The organism is Streptomyces sp. NPDC058051, assembly GCF_042885475.1.
Classification (GTDB): domain Bacteria; phylum Actinomycetota; class Actinomycetes; order Streptomycetales; family Streptomycetaceae; genus Streptomyces.
On sequence record NZ_JBHVRW010000035.1, the window covers coordinates 1 to 16765 of the forward strand.

18 protein-coding genes and 2 pseudogenes are annotated in these 16765 nt (G+C 67.3%); 11 read left to right on the plus strand and 9 right to left on the minus strand.

Going from position 1 to position 16765, the window contains the following annotated elements; translation table 11 throughout:
• Nucleotides 1-430 precede the first annotated feature (430 nt).
• A pseudogene (locus ACFVUT_RS34240) lies at nt 431-655 on the minus strand (transposase); the annotation flags it as partial.
• Between the two features lie 723 nt (nt 656-1378).
• On the opposite strand from ACFVUT_RS34240, the gene ACFVUT_RS34245 reads away from it, so the two are divergent.
• The 3 genes from ACFVUT_RS34245 to ACFVUT_RS34255 all read left to right on the plus strand — a co-directional run bounded on the left by ACFVUT_RS34245 (nt 1379) and on the right by ACFVUT_RS34255 (nt 3581).
• On the plus strand, nt 1379-1525 hold the full coding sequence (locus ACFVUT_RS34245; protein ID WP_389659667.1) for a hypothetical protein: 147 nt from the start codon (nt 1379-1381) through the stop codon (nt 1523-1525).
• A 513-nt stretch (nt 1526-2038) separates the two neighbouring features.
• Nucleotides 2039-2398 (plus strand): hypothetical protein, encoded by a 360-nt coding sequence (locus ACFVUT_RS34250; protein ID WP_389659655.1) that lies wholly within the window; start codon nt 2039-2041, stop codon nt 2396-2398.
• Between the two features lie 451 nt (nt 2399-2849).
• Entirely contained in the window at nt 2850-3581 is a 732-nt protein-coding gene (locus tag ACFVUT_RS34255; protein WP_389671110.1) for a transposase, read from the plus strand.
• 677 nt (nt 3582-4258) lie between these two features.
• On the opposite strand, the gene ACFVUT_RS34260 is transcribed toward ACFVUT_RS34255, so the two are convergent.
• Nucleotides 4259-4924 carry a TetR/AcrR family transcriptional regulator gene (locus ACFVUT_RS34260; RefSeq protein ID WP_389659649.1) on the minus strand — a complete coding sequence of 222 codons (666 nt, stop codon included), beginning with the start codon at nt 4922-4924 and terminating at the stop codon, nt 4259-4261.
• A 109-nt stretch (nt 4925-5033) separates the two neighbouring features.
• Between ACFVUT_RS34260 and ACFVUT_RS34265 the strand changes: the two genes are divergently transcribed.
• Together ACFVUT_RS34265 and ACFVUT_RS34270 are read left to right on the plus strand one after the other, a co-directional pair.
• Complete coding sequence (locus tag ACFVUT_RS34265; protein WP_389659646.1) at nt 5034-5981, plus strand: SDR family NAD(P)-dependent oxidoreductase; 948 nt, start codon at nt 5034-5036, stop codon at nt 5979-5981.
• A gap of 314 nt (nt 5982-6295) precedes the next feature.
• Nucleotides 6296-6907, plus strand: a complete 612-nt coding sequence (locus ACFVUT_RS34270; RefSeq protein ID WP_389659642.1) for a hypothetical protein — start codon at nt 6296-6298, stop codon at nt 6905-6907.
• Here ACFVUT_RS34270 and ACFVUT_RS34275 read toward each other — a convergent pair.
• Complete coding sequence (locus ACFVUT_RS34275) at nt 6877-7545, minus strand: integrase (protein ID WP_389659640.1); 669 nt, start codon at nt 7543-7545, stop codon at nt 6877-6879. The genes ACFVUT_RS34270 and ACFVUT_RS34275 overlap by 31 nt on opposite strands.
• 291 nt (nt 7546-7836) lie before the next feature.
• On the opposite strand from ACFVUT_RS34275, the gene ACFVUT_RS34280 reads away from it, so the two are divergent.
• The 3 genes from ACFVUT_RS34280 to ACFVUT_RS34290 are packed head-to-tail and all read left to right on the plus strand — an operon-like array spanning nt 7837 to nt 9061.
• Nucleotides 7837-8385: a TetR/AcrR family transcriptional regulator gene (locus ACFVUT_RS34280; protein ID WP_389659637.1), complete on the plus strand. Its 549-nt coding sequence runs from the start codon at nt 7837-7839 to the stop codon at nt 8383-8385.
• Nucleotides 8382-8741, plus strand: coding sequence for a DMT family transporter (locus ACFVUT_RS34285; RefSeq protein ID WP_389659635.1), 360 nt, complete (start codon nt 8382-8384; stop codon nt 8739-8741). Before ACFVUT_RS34280 ends, ACFVUT_RS34285 begins: the two co-directional genes overlap by 4 nt.
• Nucleotides 8738-9061, plus strand: a complete 324-nt coding sequence (locus ACFVUT_RS34290) for a DMT family transporter (protein ID WP_389659632.1) — start codon at nt 8738-8740, stop codon at nt 9059-9061. The genes ACFVUT_RS34285 and ACFVUT_RS34290 overlap by 4 nt, the downstream gene beginning before the upstream one ends.
• A gap of 246 nt (nt 9062-9307) precedes the next feature.
• Here the strand turns inward: ACFVUT_RS34290 and ACFVUT_RS34295 are convergent, their stop codons facing one another.
• Both ACFVUT_RS34295 and ACFVUT_RS34300 read right to left on the minus strand, forming a co-directional pair.
• On the minus strand, nt 9308-9442 hold the full coding sequence (locus ACFVUT_RS34295) for a hypothetical protein (protein WP_389659630.1): 135 nt from the start codon (nt 9440-9442) through the stop codon (nt 9308-9310).
• A gap of 191 nt (nt 9443-9633) precedes the next feature.
• A complete protein-coding gene (locus tag ACFVUT_RS34300) occupies nt 9634-10011 on the minus strand; it encodes a transposase family protein (protein WP_389659627.1) in 378 nt (125 codons plus the stop codon).
• A gap of 322 nt (nt 10012-10333) precedes the next feature.
• On the opposite strand from ACFVUT_RS34300, the gene ACFVUT_RS34305 reads away from it, so the two are divergent.
• Nucleotides 10334-10816 (plus strand): GNAT family N-acetyltransferase, encoded by a 483-nt coding sequence (locus ACFVUT_RS34305; protein WP_389659624.1) that lies wholly within the window; start codon nt 10334-10336, stop codon nt 10814-10816.
• Between the two features lie 483 nt (nt 10817-11299).
• Here ACFVUT_RS34305 and ACFVUT_RS34310 read toward each other — a convergent pair whose 3' ends face one another.
• From ACFVUT_RS34310 to ACFVUT_RS34325, 4 genes are all read right to left on the minus strand, one after another.
• Complete coding sequence (locus ACFVUT_RS34310; protein ID WP_389659664.1) at nt 11300-12310, minus strand: quinone oxidoreductase family protein; 1011 nt, start codon at nt 12308-12310, stop codon at nt 11300-11302.
• 608 nt (nt 12311-12918) lie between these two features.
• The gene (locus ACFVUT_RS34315) at nt 12919-13203 is read right to left on the minus strand and encodes a hypothetical protein (protein ID WP_389659621.1); all 285 of its coding nucleotides are present in this window, start codon (nt 13201-13203) and stop codon (nt 12919-12921) included.
• 118 nt (nt 13204-13321) lie between these two features.
• Complete coding sequence (locus ACFVUT_RS34320; RefSeq protein WP_389659619.1) at nt 13322-13441, minus strand: DUF6207 family protein; 120 nt, start codon at nt 13439-13441, stop codon at nt 13322-13324.
• An 85-nt stretch (nt 13442-13526) separates the two neighbouring features.
• Nucleotides 13527-13955 carry a hypothetical protein gene (locus ACFVUT_RS34325; RefSeq protein ID WP_389659616.1) on the minus strand — a complete coding sequence of 143 codons (429 nt, stop codon included), beginning with the start codon at nt 13953-13955 and terminating at the stop codon, nt 13527-13529.
• Nucleotides 13956-14365: 410 nt separating this feature from the next.
• Here ACFVUT_RS34325 and ACFVUT_RS34330 point away from each other — a divergent pair.
• Together ACFVUT_RS34330 and ACFVUT_RS34335 are read left to right on the plus strand one after the other, a co-directional pair.
• Nucleotides 14366-14926: pseudogene (locus tag ACFVUT_RS34330) on the plus strand (IS6 family transposase); the annotation flags it as partial.
• A gap of 307 nt (nt 14927-15233) precedes the next feature.
• Nucleotides 15234-16052: an alpha/beta fold hydrolase gene (locus ACFVUT_RS34335; RefSeq protein ID WP_389659613.1), complete on the plus strand. Its 819-nt coding sequence runs from the start codon at nt 15234-15236 to the stop codon at nt 16050-16052.
• Nucleotides 16053-16765: the final 713 nt, after the last annotated feature.

Here is a 16765-nt window from a genome sequence, read left to right on the forward strand (position 1 = left end):
CGCCAGTTGACCTCGAACCTCTTGCGGTATGCCCATACCACGTCAACGAGCCACATCACCGGAAGCAACACGTTGATTCTCTGCGAGCCCTTACGAGCTCGTGCATGGTTGGGGTCAGGGCGTGTTGATCTTGTGGTTGGCGTTTTGATCATGTGGGTGTGTTCACCACGAAGCTCGACGGCCAGTGGGTCCGGGTGTTCAACACACACCTCAGTGCACCGGGCCACGAAGACCTGAGGAAGCTGCAGGCCGGAGAGCTGGCGGCCGCCACGCGACCGCACCCCCGCGCACTCGTTCTCGGTGACTTCAACACCCGACCGTACGTCACACAAGTCATGTCCCCAGTTCCTGGCCGCCCTGAAGCCTGCCAAGCCGCCCTCCGCGACACCTGGCACGCCTGACCCGCGGCCACTGATGCTCCTATTGATCGTCAAGCGTGGGGAGGCGCGTACCCGCGGGTGCGGGCGTCGCCGGACATGCGGACGAGAGCGATCCGGTAGAGGGCGGCGCCGGTCCCGCGGTCGCTTCCTCGGGAGAGGCGGTGGCGGTTGGTCCCGCCACTGGAGGCAGGGACAGGCGCGACGCCGCGAAGAGCCGCGAAGGACGCCTCCACGCGCAGGCGGTCGGGATTGCCGCCGGCGGTCACCAGGAGCTGGGCCGCGGTGTCGGGTCACGCACACACCCAGCACTCCTGGCCGCACGGCGTGGGCGCGTACCCGCGTGAATGCCGCCGTTGTCTTTCTATAGCACCTCGCCGGCCTCGACCTCTCGCTGGAGGAGGCCGCTCAGCACCACGTCGACCGGTGGCTCGCCGCCGGGCGCAGTACGCGCTACGAGCTTGTTCTTTATCTTGGGTGGTCTGTGGCTGGGTAGGGCGGGCCCATGAAGGCGTCAAGCTCTTCGATGATCTTGCGGAGTTCCCGGGCTCCACGAGGCGACATTGCTCGGATCACGCCATCGAGTAGGTCACGGGCTTCGAGTGGGTTGCCGCAGCAGTACCAGTGCACGTTGCCGAACTCGTCGTCGTGCCAGAGCTCGCGCTCCGGGCGATGGACGTAGTCCTTCCAGAGGCGCAATGCCGCGCTGGTGTCTCCCGGCTGAAGGTAGTTCCGCGTGCGTTCAATGCGAACAATCTCGGACAGTGCTCGCGGGGAGAGGCGGTCGATGACCGGCCTTGAGTTCTGTGACTGGTGCCGGTCCGGGATTCCGGCCCGGATGCGTCCTGGCCGTCTACGCGGCATGGGCCTTTCGGTTGGTCGTCATGCCGTACATGGTGCCACGATCCCGAACAGTGCCTCGAACGGATTCGCTCGCCTGGTGATTCGCCGGACGTAGGGGCGGCCCTCGTCTGATCATGTGCTCCGACCAAGGAGTACACGTGATCACAACGAAGGCCGTGAGGGTGAGTCTGCTGCCTGATGCTGTCCGGAGGGAAGCGTTCGCGAAAGTGCCACGCTTCCGGGGAGAGTTCTACGAGTGTCTGACCGCCCGGCGCGACGAACTCTTCGAGCTGACGGATGCCTGAGGATTTTCCTCGTCTGGGCTGCACGCCGAGGACGCAGCCGCGACCTCGAGGTTCCGATCCGCAGCAAGTCCGAGCCAGAGGGAATGGACGAGAACCTGCTCCAGCAGTGCCTACATGATGAGGAACTACTGCTGGATGTACGGGCGGCGGGGTCTCTGGTCTGTTGTTCGGCCACCGTCTCAGCCGCATCGTGGCCCTGACCACTGGACACCTGGGCGAAGCCGACGGCCCGTCGAGAAGGCCCCACATGTGTGCCTCCAGCTTGTCGATCGGAGCTGCATGGAGAGCCGGCAGGTGTGAATCGAACATGGTCATACTGCACCACCCGCCAGCGGCCACCTGCCGTTACGCACCGCTGCTCCGGTTGGGGGAGTGCGGCTACCCAGCAGACAATCGCCGGCCCAAATCCGCCGCCAGGTCCCCGGTCCCGCTCGGTTGGTCACAAGCTGCGGATGGGGGTGTTCTTGCTGGCCCGGCTGGGCACAATGGGAGACCGCCTGGAGGGAGCCCGCAATGAGCCGCAAGCCGGCGCACCTTCTGAAAATTGCCGCGATCGGGTTGGCCGCCATTGCGATCGTGGCCTGGTGGATGCTCTGCAACGGAGCCTTAGCAGCAGCGACCGCCCAGACAACGATCAACGGCGACATGTCCGGCGCCTCGTTCGGATACGTCCTCGGCCTCTGCGGAACCCTCTTCTTCGCCACACTGGCGGGCGCTCCGATCGGCATCGCAATGGCCGTAACCGCATCCGTAGTCCGCGACGAAGCGACACGTGCGGGCTTCATGCTCGGAACAACCCTCGGCACCATAGCCATCCCGTGGATCCTCTGGTACTCCGGCGTGCCATCACTGGCCGCCTTTCAAGAGGGGTAGGAGCGCCCCTCGACGAGCGGAGGATCGCGGCATAGGTAACTGCCCCTGCCCAGACATCTTCCGTTCCAGCGGTCGTCGCAAGACCCTGGCTCAGAGGATGCGATGGATTTCAAGATCAGGGGGAACCGGGGCAGTCAGGGCCGCAGGTCTCTGGTCCGCGAGCGGGAGAAATACTTCCGGCTCATGGACCAGGGGCTGAGCAGTCGAGAAGCGCGCCGAGCGGTCGGCATCAACCTGCGGACCGGGAAACGGTGGCGGAACGGACGCGAGGCGACCATAGGGGAGAAGGCCAGGCCCAGTTGCAATTGCGCTTGGTGTGACGGGTTGTCGGCGTGGTCGTTGTTCCTGTCATGGGTGGGGACCTCGAAACATTTCTGGCCTCGACGAGGTCGTCTTCGCCACGGAGATCGACCCGGCCAAGGCGGTGATCGGGCGGGCGCTCGCTGCCCGGGTGCGGTTCGCGTGGCTGACCGCCGGTGAGGCGTACGGGCAGGTCAGGAGCTTGCGCTACTGGTTTGAACAGCGCGGGGTGTTCCGCGTGCTGGCAACTCGCCGCACCGACATCGTCGTCACCTCCTCACGCATGGACCATCCCGTGGACGAACTGGTCGTCGGCTTGCCCCGACAGGCGGGGAAGCGCCGTTCATGCGGGCGGGGCGCCCACGGCGAGCGCGTCTACGACTGGGCCCGGGCGCCGATCCGCCCATGGCGTGAGGAAGGTGTCGAGCACTGGGTCCTGGCCCGCCGCAGCATCACCGATCCCACTGAGGTCGCCTACTACGTGTGCTTCGCACCCGAAGGCACCTCCCTGAACACCCTCCTGACCGTGGCCTGCCGCCGGTGGACGATCGAGGAGTGTTTCCGGACCGCAAAGAACGAATGCGGCCTCGACCACTACCGGGTCCGTAAATACCACGCCCGGTACCGACACATCGCCCTCGCCACGGCGGCCCACGCCTACCTGACAACGGTCCGCGGGGAAGAGCTGAAAAAAATGGCATCCGAATCCGGAGAACAGCACCTCGTCCCGCTGAGCCTGGCCGAGATCCGCCGCCTGACCGCCCACCTCACAGCACGTCTCCTTCCCCCGTTCGCCCGGGTCCTGCACTGGTCCCACTGGCGCAGGCAAGCGCAACACCGAGCACTCGTCAGCCACTACAAACAACGAGGCCACAGCCCCTGAAGTGAGCTTCCATCACACCAAACGCGGTTGCAGTACTGGTACCCGCGTCTGGTCGGCACGTACGCACTCCGCCGTGACCGCGGGCACCACGAATCCGATCACGAGGAAGACGTACCTGGACGACCGCTACAAGCCGCGGACGATTCGGCACAGCAACGCGGTGATCCGCAGTTTCTACGATTTCTGGATCGAGACGGGCGGTGGCCCGCTGGTCAACCCGGTGCCGCTCGCCAGGTCCGACCGGCGTCGGCCGCACGCTCACCACAACCCGCTGGAGCCTTACCGGGGAGAGGGGCGGTTGCGCTACAACCCGAAGGTCCCCAAGCGCCGCCCGCGTCAGATGCCGGACGAGCGAGGGAACGAACTGTTCGCGGCGCTGCGCTCGAACCGGGACCGGGTGATCCTCGCCCTGGCCGTCAGTAACGGCGCCCGCGCCTCCGAGCTGCTGGGTGTCCGCGGGCGTTCTCGACTGGGGCGACCAGTTCGTCAAGGTCGTGCGGAAGGGCACGCTCGCCGAGCAGTGGTTGCCCTCCAGCCCGGAGGCGTTCGTCTGGATCCGCCTCTACCTTGCCGAAGGCACGCCGATGGATCCGCGGGCTCCGCTGCCGACGTGGATGTCGTCGAAGAGGAAGCCCAGGTCATCCGCCGGGTTCAGGACCACCTTGCCGAAACGCCGGTCAGCGGCGGGGTAGCACGCCCAGGAGGGTTGCGGTCAGGGCCTGCTTCAAGGAGTCCTTCAGATCCATGTGGAAGCGGCCCAGGTCGGGCTCGGCCTCGTAGGCTGCCTGCAGGCTGGGTGGGGGTGTGCTGTACGCCGACAGCGCGCCGGCCATGACCATGGTCTGCAGGCTGAACAGTGTTGCGTTCTCACCCAGCTCCGGCAGGTACTTCCGGATCAGGGCGGTCATGGTTGTCAGGCGGTCCAGGGAGGCGCGCTTGTAGCGTGCTACGACCTCGACGGAGACGTTGTGTTCCAGGACGCTGCCCTGTGCGCCGAAGAGCTCGCACAGCACCATTCGGCCGGACAGTGAGCGACTGAGGATCTCGGCCATCGCTGCCGCTCGCTCGGTCATAGGGAGATCTTCGTCGATGCCGGCGGCCAACTCACCTGCCAGTTCCGTCAGCCACTCCTGCAGGAAGTGGTCCAGCAGTTCCAGCAGCACTGCCTCGCGAGACTCGAAGTAGCGCAGCACGTTCGGCTTCGCCAGGCCTACCCGGCGGCTGAGCTCGTTCAGGGTGACTGCGGCCACGGGCATCTCGTCGAGCATCGCCGATGCCATGTCGAGGATCGCCCGTCGGCGGATCTCCCGCTGCTCTTCGGTTCGCGCCCGCTGGAAAGTCACGATCGCCAGTCTAGATTAGATACCTTCGGTACATTGACAACGTACCGAAGGTACTTTAACGTCGAAGGCATAAGATACCTTCGGTACGTTAATTAATTGGGGGCCTGGTATGGGCGAGAAGTGGGCGACAGCGAACATTCCGGACCAACGCGGGCGGGTGGCCGTGGTGACCGGGGCCAACACCGGACTGGGCTACGAGGCCGCCAAGGTGCTCGCCGAGCACGGGGCGTCCGTAGTGCTCGCCGTGCGCAACGTCGAGAAGGGCGAGCAGGCCGCGGCCCGCATGACCGGCGACGTGACCGTGCAGGCGCTGGACCTGACCTCGCTCGGCTCCGTCCGGACCGCGGCGGCCACGCTGCGGTCCCGGCTCGACCGGCTCGACCTGTTGATCAACAACGCCGGCGTGATGTACACCCCGAAGCAGACCACCGCCGACGGCTTCGAGATGCAGTTCGGCACCAACCACCTCGGCCACTTCGCGCTCACCGGGCTGCTGTTGGACCTGATGCTGCCGGTGCCCGGCTCGCGCGTGGTGACGATCAGCAGCACTGGCCACCGCATCCGGGCCGCGATCCACTTTGACGACCTGCAGTGGGAGCGGTCGTACAGCCGGGCCGCCGCCTACGGTCAGTCCAAGCTGGCCAACCTGATGTTCACGTACGAACTGCAGCGCCGGCTCGCCGCGCACGGCACCACCGTCGCGGTCGCCGCCCATCCCGGCATGTCCAACACCGACCTCACCCGCAACACCCCCGCCGCGCTCCGCCTGCCCGTCACCTGGCTCGCGCCGCTGATCACCCAGACGCCGGCCATGGGCGCCCTGCCCACCCTGCGCGCCGCCACCGACCCCGGCGCGCTCGGCGGTCAGTACTACGGTCCCGGCGGGCGCAACGAGGTCAAGGGCCACCCCAGGCTGGTCACCTCCAGCCCGGAGTCGTACGAGGTAGCCGTCCAGCAGCGGCTGTGGGCCGTCTCTGAAGACCTCACTGGCGTGAAGTTCCCCGTCGTTCAGTCCCGGCAGAACTCGTTTCCCTCCGGATCGGCGATCACGATGTAGCCCGCGCTGGTAGGAAGCGCCGGCTCGTCCGGCGCTCCGCCGCCCGACGATCGGCGCGATCGAGAAGAGCCGCTACCAAAACATGCGGGAGCTGCGTCCGCGTAGCGGTGGGACGGTGAGCACTCGTCGAGAGCTGATCCCCGTCATTGAGCGGGACTTCCCCCATTGGGGAGCTCCCGCGATTTTTGGGGACGTGGCGCTCAGGCGTAGCGGATTCTCGGGGGGAGCGGTGCGCTGACGAGCGCAGTCTCCAAGTAGCGTGCGGGGTGCCTTCTCTGAACTACGGGTGGACGAGCGCCGGCACGCTCCTGCATATGGTTGACAATGAGCGCATGGACGTCCCTGAGCTACTCGAATCAGCCTCCCTACTGGTCCCGGAAGAGACCGCCACCGAGAACGACATCACGGTGCGAGACATCTGGGACTACCTCGCCCATGACGAGTGGGAGATCGCTCTGGGCCTGCTGGAGGAACTTGGGGACGGTCGCTCGATCCCTCTGGCGTTTTGGGAGAAGCTCGCCGAAGCGGCTGAGCAGCTCCGTCTGGAGCGGAGCGCGGCTTGGTGCCATTGGCGGTGCTCCGAGATCCGCAACGGCGTGATTCGAGCAGATTTGAAGCTCCGCCCTGCTGGCGAGGGCCGACGCACGTCACCAATCTCCGGCACCGGGGTTCTGCGACCCATGTGGAACATCGGACACCTCTCGCCCACCGGCGAACGTGCGGTCAGCATCGCCGTGCTCTGGGTTGAGAGCATGCCCATCCTGGAGCCCGGCGGGCAGGCCACGGTTCGCCTTGTGCCCCTCACCCCCTCCCATTGGACGCACGTTCAACCCGGCCGGCAGATCACCATGCACGAGGACCGGACCGTGGCCGGGACCGCAGTCGTTCTGGAGGTTCATCGCCCTGTGGCCGTGCCCAGAGAGTGACGTGGCCGGGCATTCGCGGCAGGGTGCCGACAGACGGTCACCCAACGCTCCAGAGGCGGATATTTGGTGGTTTCGCTCGTGCGGGCGGTGAGTTGGGAGAGGTTGGGCAGGCCGAGGAAGACGGGGGACTGCTTCTTTTCCTGCTGGGCTTCGATCTGGGCGATCTTGTCTTCGGCGGCGGCGAGGCTGGTGGACAGGCATTCGACTTCTCCGAACCATCTCTCGCGTTCGGCTTCGGCGATCTTGTCTTTGAGGTTGTCGCGGATCTCTTCCAGGCGGGGCTTCTCGTCCAGGGCGACGATCGGGACCGGGCAGCGAACGCAGGCGTGTTCGTGGATGCAATCGGTTCTGTAGGCCCGCCCGCACTCGTCCAGCGCCAGCTTCCTCCGCTCGAAGTGGGACAGGAACTTCTGCCATTCCTCGGCGATGACAGCCCGGTACTCCTCGGCTGGGCGGAGATCGCGGCGACGGGCGATGAAGGCGTGGTGCGCTTCGAGCGCATCCGCCGGGTAGGTGGCCGCATATTCCATCGTGGTGTTGATGTTCCTGTGGCCGGCGATGACCTGGGCGATGCGTGGCGGGAGGCCGTTGAGGATCGCCTCGGTGATGAACTGGCGGACCAGCCCATACCGCTTCACTGCTCTAACAAACATGCAGTTCAAATAGGGTCTGACCCTTCGGGGTCAGACCCTATTTGAAGTCGTGAGCCCCAGACGCCCCACACGTGAACATCCAGATCGGGCTGGTCTCCCACCTCGTACATGACGCCAAGATGCGCAAGGGTGACGCCTTTCTCCCGGTTGCGCGCCACGCGCACGACATCGTCACGGAACTCTTCGGGGTGGGGAACAAGCACAGCAACGTCCTTCCAGCGACCGTGATGCACGCCACTCCACCATGCTTTACCTTCCGGATGGTAAAGTTAAGGCATGGCAGGCAATGCGAGACACCGGATTCTGGACGGCGCGCTGGAGCTGCTCCGCATCGAGGGCGGCGGTTCGATCACCCTGGAGGCGGCGGCCAAGGAAGTCGGGCTGACCAAGCCGGGGCTGATGTACCACTTTCCGACCAAGGAGGCCCTGATGCTGGCCGTGGTCGATCACGTCGCGGACCGCTGGGAACAACTCCTGCTCGACCGGCTGGACCGGCCGCTGGAAGGCGCGTCCCCGTTGCAGAGGATCCGGGCGTATGTCGAGGTGGCGCTCGACGCCCCGTTCGACCGGGCGGACTTCGCGATCTACGCCGACGCTCACTACCGCACCGCCCTGACCGACACCTGGGTACGCCGGATCGAGCCCTGGATCACCCTGCCCGACGCCCTCCCGGATGCGGCACGGGCCCGGCTCACCGCCGCCCGGCTCCTCGCCGACGGCTACTGGACAGCTGTCGCCACCGATGTCTTCCCCGTTCCCGACCGCGACCGCGACCACCTCCTGGGCGTGGCCGACGACCTCCTGAAAGACGAGTCGTCCCGATGAGGAAATGGCTGCTGCTCACGGCGGCGATCCTGCTCGAAGTCACCGCCACCCTCTCCCTGCGCGGGGCCCTTGACCACCCGGCCCTCTACGTCCTGGTCGCGGTTGGCTACCTCGGCGCCTTCACCGCCCTGTCCATGGTGCTGCGCGCGGGCCTGGCCCTCGGCGTCGCCTACGGCATCTGGGGCGCTTCGGGCGTCGCGCTCACCGCTGTCCTGGCGACGCTCATCTTCGGAGACCCGCTCACCGCCGTCATGGGCGTAGGGATCGGCCTGGTCATCGCCGGTGTGCTCTGCGTCGAGCTCGGCGCGCAGTCCGCCCATGCTCGTCGGCCTCAGCAGGAAGGGGCGGCCTCGTGAACTGGGTCTTTCTCATCGGCGCCATCCTGGCCGAGGTCGCCGCCACTCTGTGCCTGCGGATGGCTTCCCAGGACGGTGGCAGGAAGTGGCTCGCCGGTACCCTGGCCGGCTACCTGGCCGCGTTCGCCGGCCTCACCCTGGCCTTGGACGGCGGCCTGGCCCTCGGCGTCGCCTACGGCATTTGGGCCGCCAGCGGCGTCGCCTTGACCGCCGTGGCTTCCCGCATCCTGTTCCGGGAACCGCTCACCAAGGCCATGGGCGCAGGCATCGGCCTCATCGTCGTCGGCGTCCTGTGTATCGAACTCGGCGCAGCTCACTGACCAACACCGCCCGGCCATGCCCTCATCCCCATCACGTTCTGCTGCATGCCGGGTGGCTGCAGCCAGTGGAGGTCACAAGGGGGTGGGGGCGAGGCGGACGGTCCAGGGGCTCACACGGATACGCGAGGGCGGGGACGGTGATGGTGGCGGGGCCCGGGTCGCACCAGTCGGCCACGGGCTTCGTCAGCCGACGCGTCGTCAGGGCCCCATGCCCAGCGCTGCGAGGGCGATGAGTCTGTCGCGCCGCTACTTGGAGTTGGAGACCCGTACGCCCAGCTTCACGAGCACCGGTTTCGTCTCGCCGTCGACCGCAATCTGTTCGCTGTGGCCGCGCGGGACCAGCCGCTCCGCGTCCTCCCGCTCCGCGTCCTCCCGCTCCACCCACCGTGTTCGACCACGATGCGGGCCGACGACTGCCGCCTGCGCGCCTCGCGCCAGGCACGCTTGTCGCCGTTGGGAGCGTCCTGGGCCGGCTTCTTCGGCGGGGCGCTGACCTGGGACGGGAACTCCTTGGCCAGACCCTGGTAGTCGGAGTCGACCTCGGCGTGCACAACGGGGTGGGGGCGGAACTGTTAGGCGATTCCCTCAGTACGCACAGCGGTCTGGTCATGCATGCGGCCCGGGCGGACGACGCCGGAGAACAGGGTGCGGCCCTGGTGGTCGCTGAATGTGGTGGTCTTGATCGTGTTCTGCTTCTTCTTGCCCGAGACGAAGGCTTTGCGCCCGGGGCGGCCCGCGCGCGCGGGCGTCGGACCTGGACTTCCGTGCCGTCGAGCCGAATGTCGACGCCTTCGGCATCTGCGTAGGCGAACAGGTCGTCCAGGGTGCGGATGCGCAGACCAGGGCGGCCGGCGATGGCAAAGCCCCGCGCGGCGAGCAAGGGTCTGACCTCGCGGATCGCAGCGGAGACGGTGCAGCGGTCCCCCCGTACAACTCGGCCAGGGCGGCATGTGGCAGCCTGAGCCGCAGGTGGACCAGGGTGGCCGCGAGCCGGTCGGTGAACACCAGGCGCGGCTTGCGTCCGGCACCCTCGGCCCGCTCGCGGGGCCCGCCCCTCATCGCGTGCAGGGCCGACGCGCGGGCCGCCACCCAGGGCGGGGCGAGTTCTTCGAGGAACTACCCGAAATGTGCGCGGGAGACCCCGGACAGGGCAGGATGGCCACAGGCCGTACGGGCCCAGGTCAGCTTCACAACTCGTCCAACCCATAAAGCTCTTCCCGTGTCACGGCCGACTCACTCCCGTCCTTCCCCCAAGGTCGTTAGGGTCGGACCATGGCTTCCACAGATGTCTCCCTGCGTCCCGTGCACCCCAGCGATCTGCCTGTGTTCTTCAGGCACATGAGCGACCCCGAGTCGAATCGGATGGCCGCCTTCACCGCCGAGGACCCGACGGACCGGGCCCACTTCGACGCGCATTGGAAGCGCATCCTCGCCTCGCCCGACGTCGTCACCCGCACCGTGCTCGCGGACGGCGATGTGGTCGGGCACGCGGCCGTGTACGGCGAGCCGGGTGAGCGGGAGGTCACGTATTTCATCGATCGCTACTACTGGGGGCGGGGCATCGCGACCGCGGCACTGTGGGGGCTGCTCGCCGAGGTCCCCGAACGCCCGCTGCTCGCCCGGGCGGCGGCGGACAACACCGGATCGGTGCGGGTCCTTGAGAAGTGCGGCTTCAAGGTCGTCGGCGAGGACCGGGGCTTCGCGAACGCGCGGGGAGCGGAGATCGACGAGCTGGTGTTGCGGTTGGACGGATAATTTTCCCCACCCCGTAAGCCACCCCGACAGCCTCCCACCCACACGGCCACCACACCCCACCGAACTTAAGAAAAGGTCAGTAGGCCGTCACCGACCTCACGGTCGCGCGGGCAGACGCCGCCGAGACCGCCCAACTCGTCTGCTCCCACGACCACAAGCCCGGTATCACGCGACTTCGCCGGGGACCTGGATGGACACCGCGACGCGGGAGGCGGGTGTGCCATTCGGAACGCACACCATCAATGTGCGCGTGAACTTCACCGATTGAGGTGGAGGTGCGTGCGTGATCTGCGCGTATCGGGGTAGATGTGTTGGATTTTTCATCACGGAACGATAAAGGGGTGTGACCCAGATACGCCAGGAACCCGCCAGAACTTGATCTTGGCCTGCTGAGTGCCTGACGCTGTCGGGGATCTTGGCGATGACGGTCGGCCATGCCCTCGACACCTCAGTCTCCAAGATCCCCGACCTCGTCACCCGCGATCAGTTCTGCGTCTCCTCGCGGCGTCCAATAGCGGCCGCATCGGGTATGACGAGCAGCTTGCCGGTGGTGCGCCGAGCCTCCAGATCGCTGTGGGCCTGGGCGGCCTCGGACAATGCGTAGCGGCCCGTTACGGTGACCTCAAGCGCCTTGGAGCGCACCCACTCGAACACATCGGCGGCCCGTCGGAGCAGTTCGGACCGATCGGCGATGAAGTCCCCGAGGCTGGGCCGGATCAGGGTCAGCGATCCGCCGTGGGCGAGCCGAATCGGATCAAACGGCGGCACGGCACCACTTGCCGCGCCGAAGAGCACGAGATGGCCGCGGGTTCGCAGGCTGGCGAGGCTCGCATCGAAGGTGTGCGCGCCGACGCCGTCGAAGACAACCGGCAGCCCCTGACCGCCGTTGAGCCGCCTCACCTCGGCTGCGAGATCGTCGACTTCGGAGGAAAGGATCACCTCAGCGGCCCCGGCACGCTTCGCCAGCTCGGCCTTCGCCATGGTCGACGTCGTGCCGATCACCCTGCCGCCGAGATGGGTGATGAGCTGGGTCAAAAGCAGCCCCATGCCACCAGCAGCCGCATGCACGAGCACCGTGTCGCCCCCCTGGACCGGGTAGGCGTCCTTGACGAGATAGTGCGCGGTCATGCCTTGGAGGAGCACGGCGGCGGCTGTCTCGAAGCCGATATCGTCGGGCAGCGGCACCAGCCGGGAGGAGTCCACGACGGCCCGCTCGGCATACGTGCCGGGAATCTCCACCCAACCGACCCGGTCCCCGACTGCGACGTCAGCGACGCCAGGTCCAATTTCGACGACCGTGCCGGCGCCCTCAGCGCCCGGGGTGAAGGGCAGCGGGATGCTGTACCGGCCCTCGCGGTGGTAGACGTCGAGGAAGTTGACCCCGGATGCCGCGACCTCCACGACCGCCTCACCCGGACCCGGCCGCGGCTGGTCCACCTCGGCCACCTGCAGCACCTCGGGACCGCCCACTTCGTACACCTGAATCGCTAGCATCATGCCCCTCCAATAACGGCTCATCCCCCACCAACCCCGTTGATGGCGATCCGATTCCCGGCAAGCAGACCAGCCCGCCGCTACCGAAAACGTCATGCACTTCGACCCTGAATCGGTCGGAACTGAGCCGTACACATTCGAGGATCCCGGTCGGCAGGGCTAAGTTCGTGGCGCCAGCGCCTCAGAAATCGCGAACTCAGGCGCTTTAGTCGGCGACTACATCGGAGACAGCACCCGAGCCGAAATCGCCTACGCCCGGTTGACGGGCAAGCCTGTGCGGTTCACGCACCCCGAAATCGCCCCTGACGCTTGACCGCCCGCTGCCACCCCGACAACCAGGGCCGGCAGCCCGCCGCCTGACCGTTTCGCGGTGGCTTCGGCCACCGCCCACCCCACACCCTCCGCAGGCATGCAGGCATCCCTTCACCGCACCTGGTGCGCATCGGGTGCGCGCGGTGCGGTGCGGGGTGCGCATCACCGACATCGGGTGGTGCGTACTACACGGCGGTGGTGCGTACCGGGTGCGCACCGGCCGGAGCGGGGTGCGCATCGAGGGCCTGGCCCCGAAGCCGACGGCCTCCATCTGGCGCAGGACGTCGGCGACGGTCTCACCGCGGTCCTTCATCGTGAGGGCCTGCGCGACGAACGAGATGATCGCGCGGGCGACGCCTTCCACTGCGTCCGGCCCCGGTCTCCGCCCAGCCGCGCAGGGTGGCCGTGAGGACCCGCCCGACGGCCTCCAGGGCGAAGGAGCCGTCGCAGGGTTCCGGGTCGATGCCGCACAGCGCGGTGACCGGGACCACGATCCGCTGGGCGACGTCCGCGAGCAGTGCGGGCATCCGCGGATCGGCGTCGGCGAACCCAGCGGCTGCTTCGGTGCCGCCGGCCTCCATGGCCCGTACGGGCGCTCTACGCGCGCCTGGACCGGCTGCAGACCGCGCCCACCCCGGAGAAGGCTGCGCCGGGCGGCGGCTGAACCTGCGGCTGGGCTCCCTGAACCCTTTCCCGCGGTTACTGCCGTCCCGGGCGCAGGACGTCGGCGTAGACCCGGGCGCGGACACCTGGTTCGCCGGGGTTCCGGCGCACCGCGCCGATGCCCGAGGTCGCCCAGAACCCCTCTGGCGCGGCCATGACCGCATGGACGTCGGCAGGTCCGGTTCCACCCGCACGAGTGGAACCGGACCCCGGCCGTGCACAGGGCCCTGTGCACCAAGGGCTATACAGCTGATTTCGGCCTGTCGAAGGTCAGACAGTTCAGGTGGGCGGTGGTGGTGTCGAGGCAGATGTACACGAAGTCCGCTCCGCCGACGACATCGGCGGGTACGTTCACCGAGATGCCGATCGACTTGCCGCAGACAGGCTTGGTGGTGCGTTCGCTCAGCCGCGTGTAGTCGGGGCCGCCGTCGGACCGGAAGGCCGCAATGTAGGTCAGGCGGCAGCTCGACGTGCTGACCGACTTCTGCTCCCCGGTGAGCTGGACTGACCTGTTGTACCAGGTCAGCTTTCCCTTGGTATATGTCTGGCCGTAGGGGACCGCGTAGTCACTTGTCGGGTAGGCGGCAGCGTTCGCGTGCCCGACGGGCAACAGGGACAGGACCGCTGCCGCCAGCCCCAGAGTGACGTGCCGTGTCGCATTGAAAGCCATGAATCCTCCGTGAGTTGAACAGCCCATCCGGGCCCGGACACCGATGTACCCGTTTGGGAGAGGCCGTAGTCGAGTGCGACCGGGGCCACGCCGGGCCCACCCGCTCACGTAGGGCTGGACGGGCACCCGCAATCTCACACCAAAGCCCTGGCTGAACAGACCGCCATCGGCTGAATGGACGACCACCCGGAGGGTGGGGCGGCCCTGACTGCGCTGGTCGAGGTCAGGTCGCGTCTTTCCAGAACTCGGCAACGGCCTCTGGTCCGGGTGGACGCGGAGCCCGTCGAGAACAATTGCCGAATAGCGTCGCCACATCTCAGACGGATGTTCGCCGGACAGTGACAAGACAGCGTCGATCATCGCGGCGATGGGTGCGATGTCGGCCTCGGTGATGCCGTCGCGCAGCGCGCCTTCGCCAGTGGTGCGCGCACTTTGGACCCCAGTACGCGGCCGGGCTGCGTCGCCGCGGGCCGGGGACACATGGCACCTCGATGAGGCCTTCATCAAGATCAACGGGGTGCGGTGCTACCTGTGGCCTGCCGTCGATCAGGACGGCAACGTTCTGGACATCGTCGTGCAGTCGAAGCAGGATGCGAAGGCCGCGATGCGGTTCCTGACCAAGCGGATGAGAAGCAGCGCCGGATCCCGCAGGTGCTGGTGACCGACAAGCTCCGCTCCTGCGGCGTCGCGCACCGCGAGCTGATGCGCTCGGTCGAGCACCGCTCCCACAAGGGCCTGAACAACCGGGCCGAGAATTCCCACCAGCCAACGGCGCAGCGCGAACGCGCGATGAAGTACCTCCGATCACGCCGCGCCGCCCACAAGTTCCTCGCCGCCTTCAGCCAGATCTCGCCCCCTTCCGGCCCCGCCGACATCTGATGGCCGCGTCCGAGTACCGCGCCGAGATGACTATCCGCTTCACCGTCCGGAACCAGGTCACCGGCACTGCCGACCTGCCCGCAGCAGCCTGACCACCAGGCCTCCACCCGGCCCCACCACGCCCTCAGCACCCCGCCCCGAACAAGTTGACAACGCCCTCGTAGGCGCGGCTGTCCCGGCCAACGAGCCAATGGTTCGTTTGTGGAGTACTGGTCGGGGCAGAGGTGAACCAGCGACTGGGCGACACCCGGTTCCCATGCTGTACTCAGCTTTGAGGCGATCGGAGAGTGAGTGACCAGATGATCGAGCGTTCCCATCGCTCGGTGGCAGCGAGCCCCCTGTCCTGAGCCGATCCCGTCTTCGCCGAGGCGATGGACGCACGCCTGTGGAGGTGAGCGCATGAGTTCTGAGGGGTTTCAGCACGTCAAAGTCGGCGACATCGATATTGCCTACGTCGAGTCCGGCCAGGGTGAACCGCTGGTTCTGTTGCATGGCGGGGAGAGCCATAGGGGGCAGTTTGATGCCTTCCGCCCCCTGTTGGGCGCTGGAATCCTGGCCATCAGCTTCGACCAGCGTGACACAGGCGACACACTCAACGGGCCCGAGCCGTACGACATCGTTCGGCAAGCTGCTGACTGCGCCGACTTCCTTGCCGCGCTGGGATTCGAGCGCGCGCATGTGATGGGAGTGTCGTACGGCGGAGCGATCGCCATGCACCTGGCGATCCACTACCCCCAGCGGGTCGCGTCTCTCATACTGTCAAGTGCCACCCCGAGCTGGACCATGACCGAGAGTCTCGGTGACCGCATCGTCGCCATGGGGCCGGACACGCGGGCGCAGTTCGCGCTGGACCTGCTCCTCACACCCGAGGGGCAGACGAACGACCCGCAGCTCATCGCCGACACCAAGCGCGCCATGCGGGGGCGTCCCGTAGACGCCGACGCACGCCGCATGACAGCGATTCAGAACCACGACTGCACTGCCCGGCTGCATGAAATCACGGCTCCTACTCTCGTGCTGCATGGCGCGGAGGACCCCATTGTCCGCCCTCAGGTCGCCGAACTCATGGCATCGGAGATCCCTGGCGCACGTCTGGTGATCCTGCCGCGTACTCGGCACGGCATCACCTTCGAGGCCCGTGAGCAGGCCGCACGCCTGGCGCGCGAGTTCGTGCTGAGCCATGCCGTGGGTACAGTCGGCACCGGAAACGGAGGCTGACAGGAGCGGTCACTGCGCGGTCGGACGTCGTTGCGGTTGCCGGAAGCCGAGTTGGCGCTGTATCGGCCTTGCGCGGCCTCCCGACATGCCTCACGGGGCACGGACCGCTCGGCGAAGGGGCGAATGACCCGGCGGCGGGCCGCCCGCAGGTGAGCCCCCGACCGTCACGGTCGTCGCCGAAGCGCGCACACGCCCTCCCTGGGCGGCAGGCGAGCGGCTGACCGAGAAAGTGCCCCGCTCGCCGACATGCTCGGTGTACCGCTCGCCGGCCTCGTACGGGAGGAGAACCCGCCCGCGACCGATCGGCGTCAGTCGCGAGCGGGAGATCAGGGCCTGCGCTGCGGGTATGTTCCCGGGTGGCCTCAGGTACACGGAGGTCGTTTCCGCCTCGGACAAGGCCGACTGCTCCTGGGCGCCGTACGTTCCGCTGACCTTCGGCAACCAGTGCTTGCTTGCTGCCAACCCGTCCGCCATCCCGGTGTGGAGATCATCTGCCGGGACCGGGCGGGCGCCTGTGCCGAGGGCGCCCGGCGTGGTGCCCCCGATGCTCTGTAGGTCGCCGACCGGTTCCATTTGTGGCAGGGGTTGGGCAGGGCCATGGAGACCTGTGTCGCCGCTCACCGCGACGGTCTGCGCGACCCGACGCCCAGCGGTGTGCAGTTCGAGAGGCGATTCGCCGAGGGATGCATCAGCGTCACGCGACTGCACGGCGA

Excerpts from the sequence above, each read along its gene's own strand:
- ACFVUT_RS34250 (WP_389659655.1), top strand. The coding sequence starts at position 2,039 with ATGAGCCGCAAGCCGGCGCACCTTCTGAAAATTGCCGCGATCGGGTTG.
- ACFVUT_RS34265 (WP_389659646.1), top strand. The coding sequence starts at position 5,034 with ATGGGCGAGAAGTGGGCGACAGCGAACATTCCGGACCAACGCGGGCGG.
- ACFVUT_RS34270 (WP_389659642.1), top strand. The coding sequence starts at position 6,296 with ATGGTTGACAATGAGCGCATGGACGTCCCTGAGCTACTCGAATCAGCC.
- ACFVUT_RS34280 (WP_389659637.1), top strand. The coding sequence starts at position 7,837 with ATGGCAGGCAATGCGAGACACCGGATTCTGGACGGCGCGCTGGAGCTG.
- ACFVUT_RS34285 (WP_389659635.1), top strand. The coding sequence starts at position 8,382 with ATGAGGAAATGGCTGCTGCTCACGGCGGCGATCCTGCTCGAAGTCACC.
- ACFVUT_RS34300 (WP_389659627.1), bottom strand. The coding sequence starts at position 10,011 with ATGCCGCCCTGGCCGAGTTGTACGGGGGGACCGCTGCACCGTCTCCGC.
- ACFVUT_RS34305 (WP_389659624.1), top strand. The coding sequence starts at position 10,334 with ATGGCTTCCACAGATGTCTCCCTGCGTCCCGTGCACCCCAGCGATCTG.
- ACFVUT_RS34310 (WP_389659664.1), bottom strand. The coding sequence starts at position 12,310 with ATGCTAGCGATTCAGGTGTACGAAGTGGGCGGTCCCGAGGTGCTGCAG.
- ACFVUT_RS34315 (WP_389659621.1), bottom strand. The coding sequence starts at position 13,203 with ATGGAGGCCGGCGGCACCGAAGCAGCCGCTGGGTTCGCCGACGCCGAT.
- ACFVUT_RS34320 (WP_389659619.1), bottom strand. The coding sequence starts at position 13,441 with ATGGCCGCGCCAGAGGGGTTCTGGGCGACCTCGGGCATCGGCGCGGTG.
- ACFVUT_RS34325 (WP_389659616.1), bottom strand. The coding sequence starts at position 13,955 with ATGGCTTTCAATGCGACACGGCACGTCACTCTGGGGCTGGCGGCAGCG.
- ACFVUT_RS34335 (WP_389659613.1), top strand. The coding sequence starts at position 15,234 with ATGAGTTCTGAGGGGTTTCAGCACGTCAAAGTCGGCGACATCGATATT.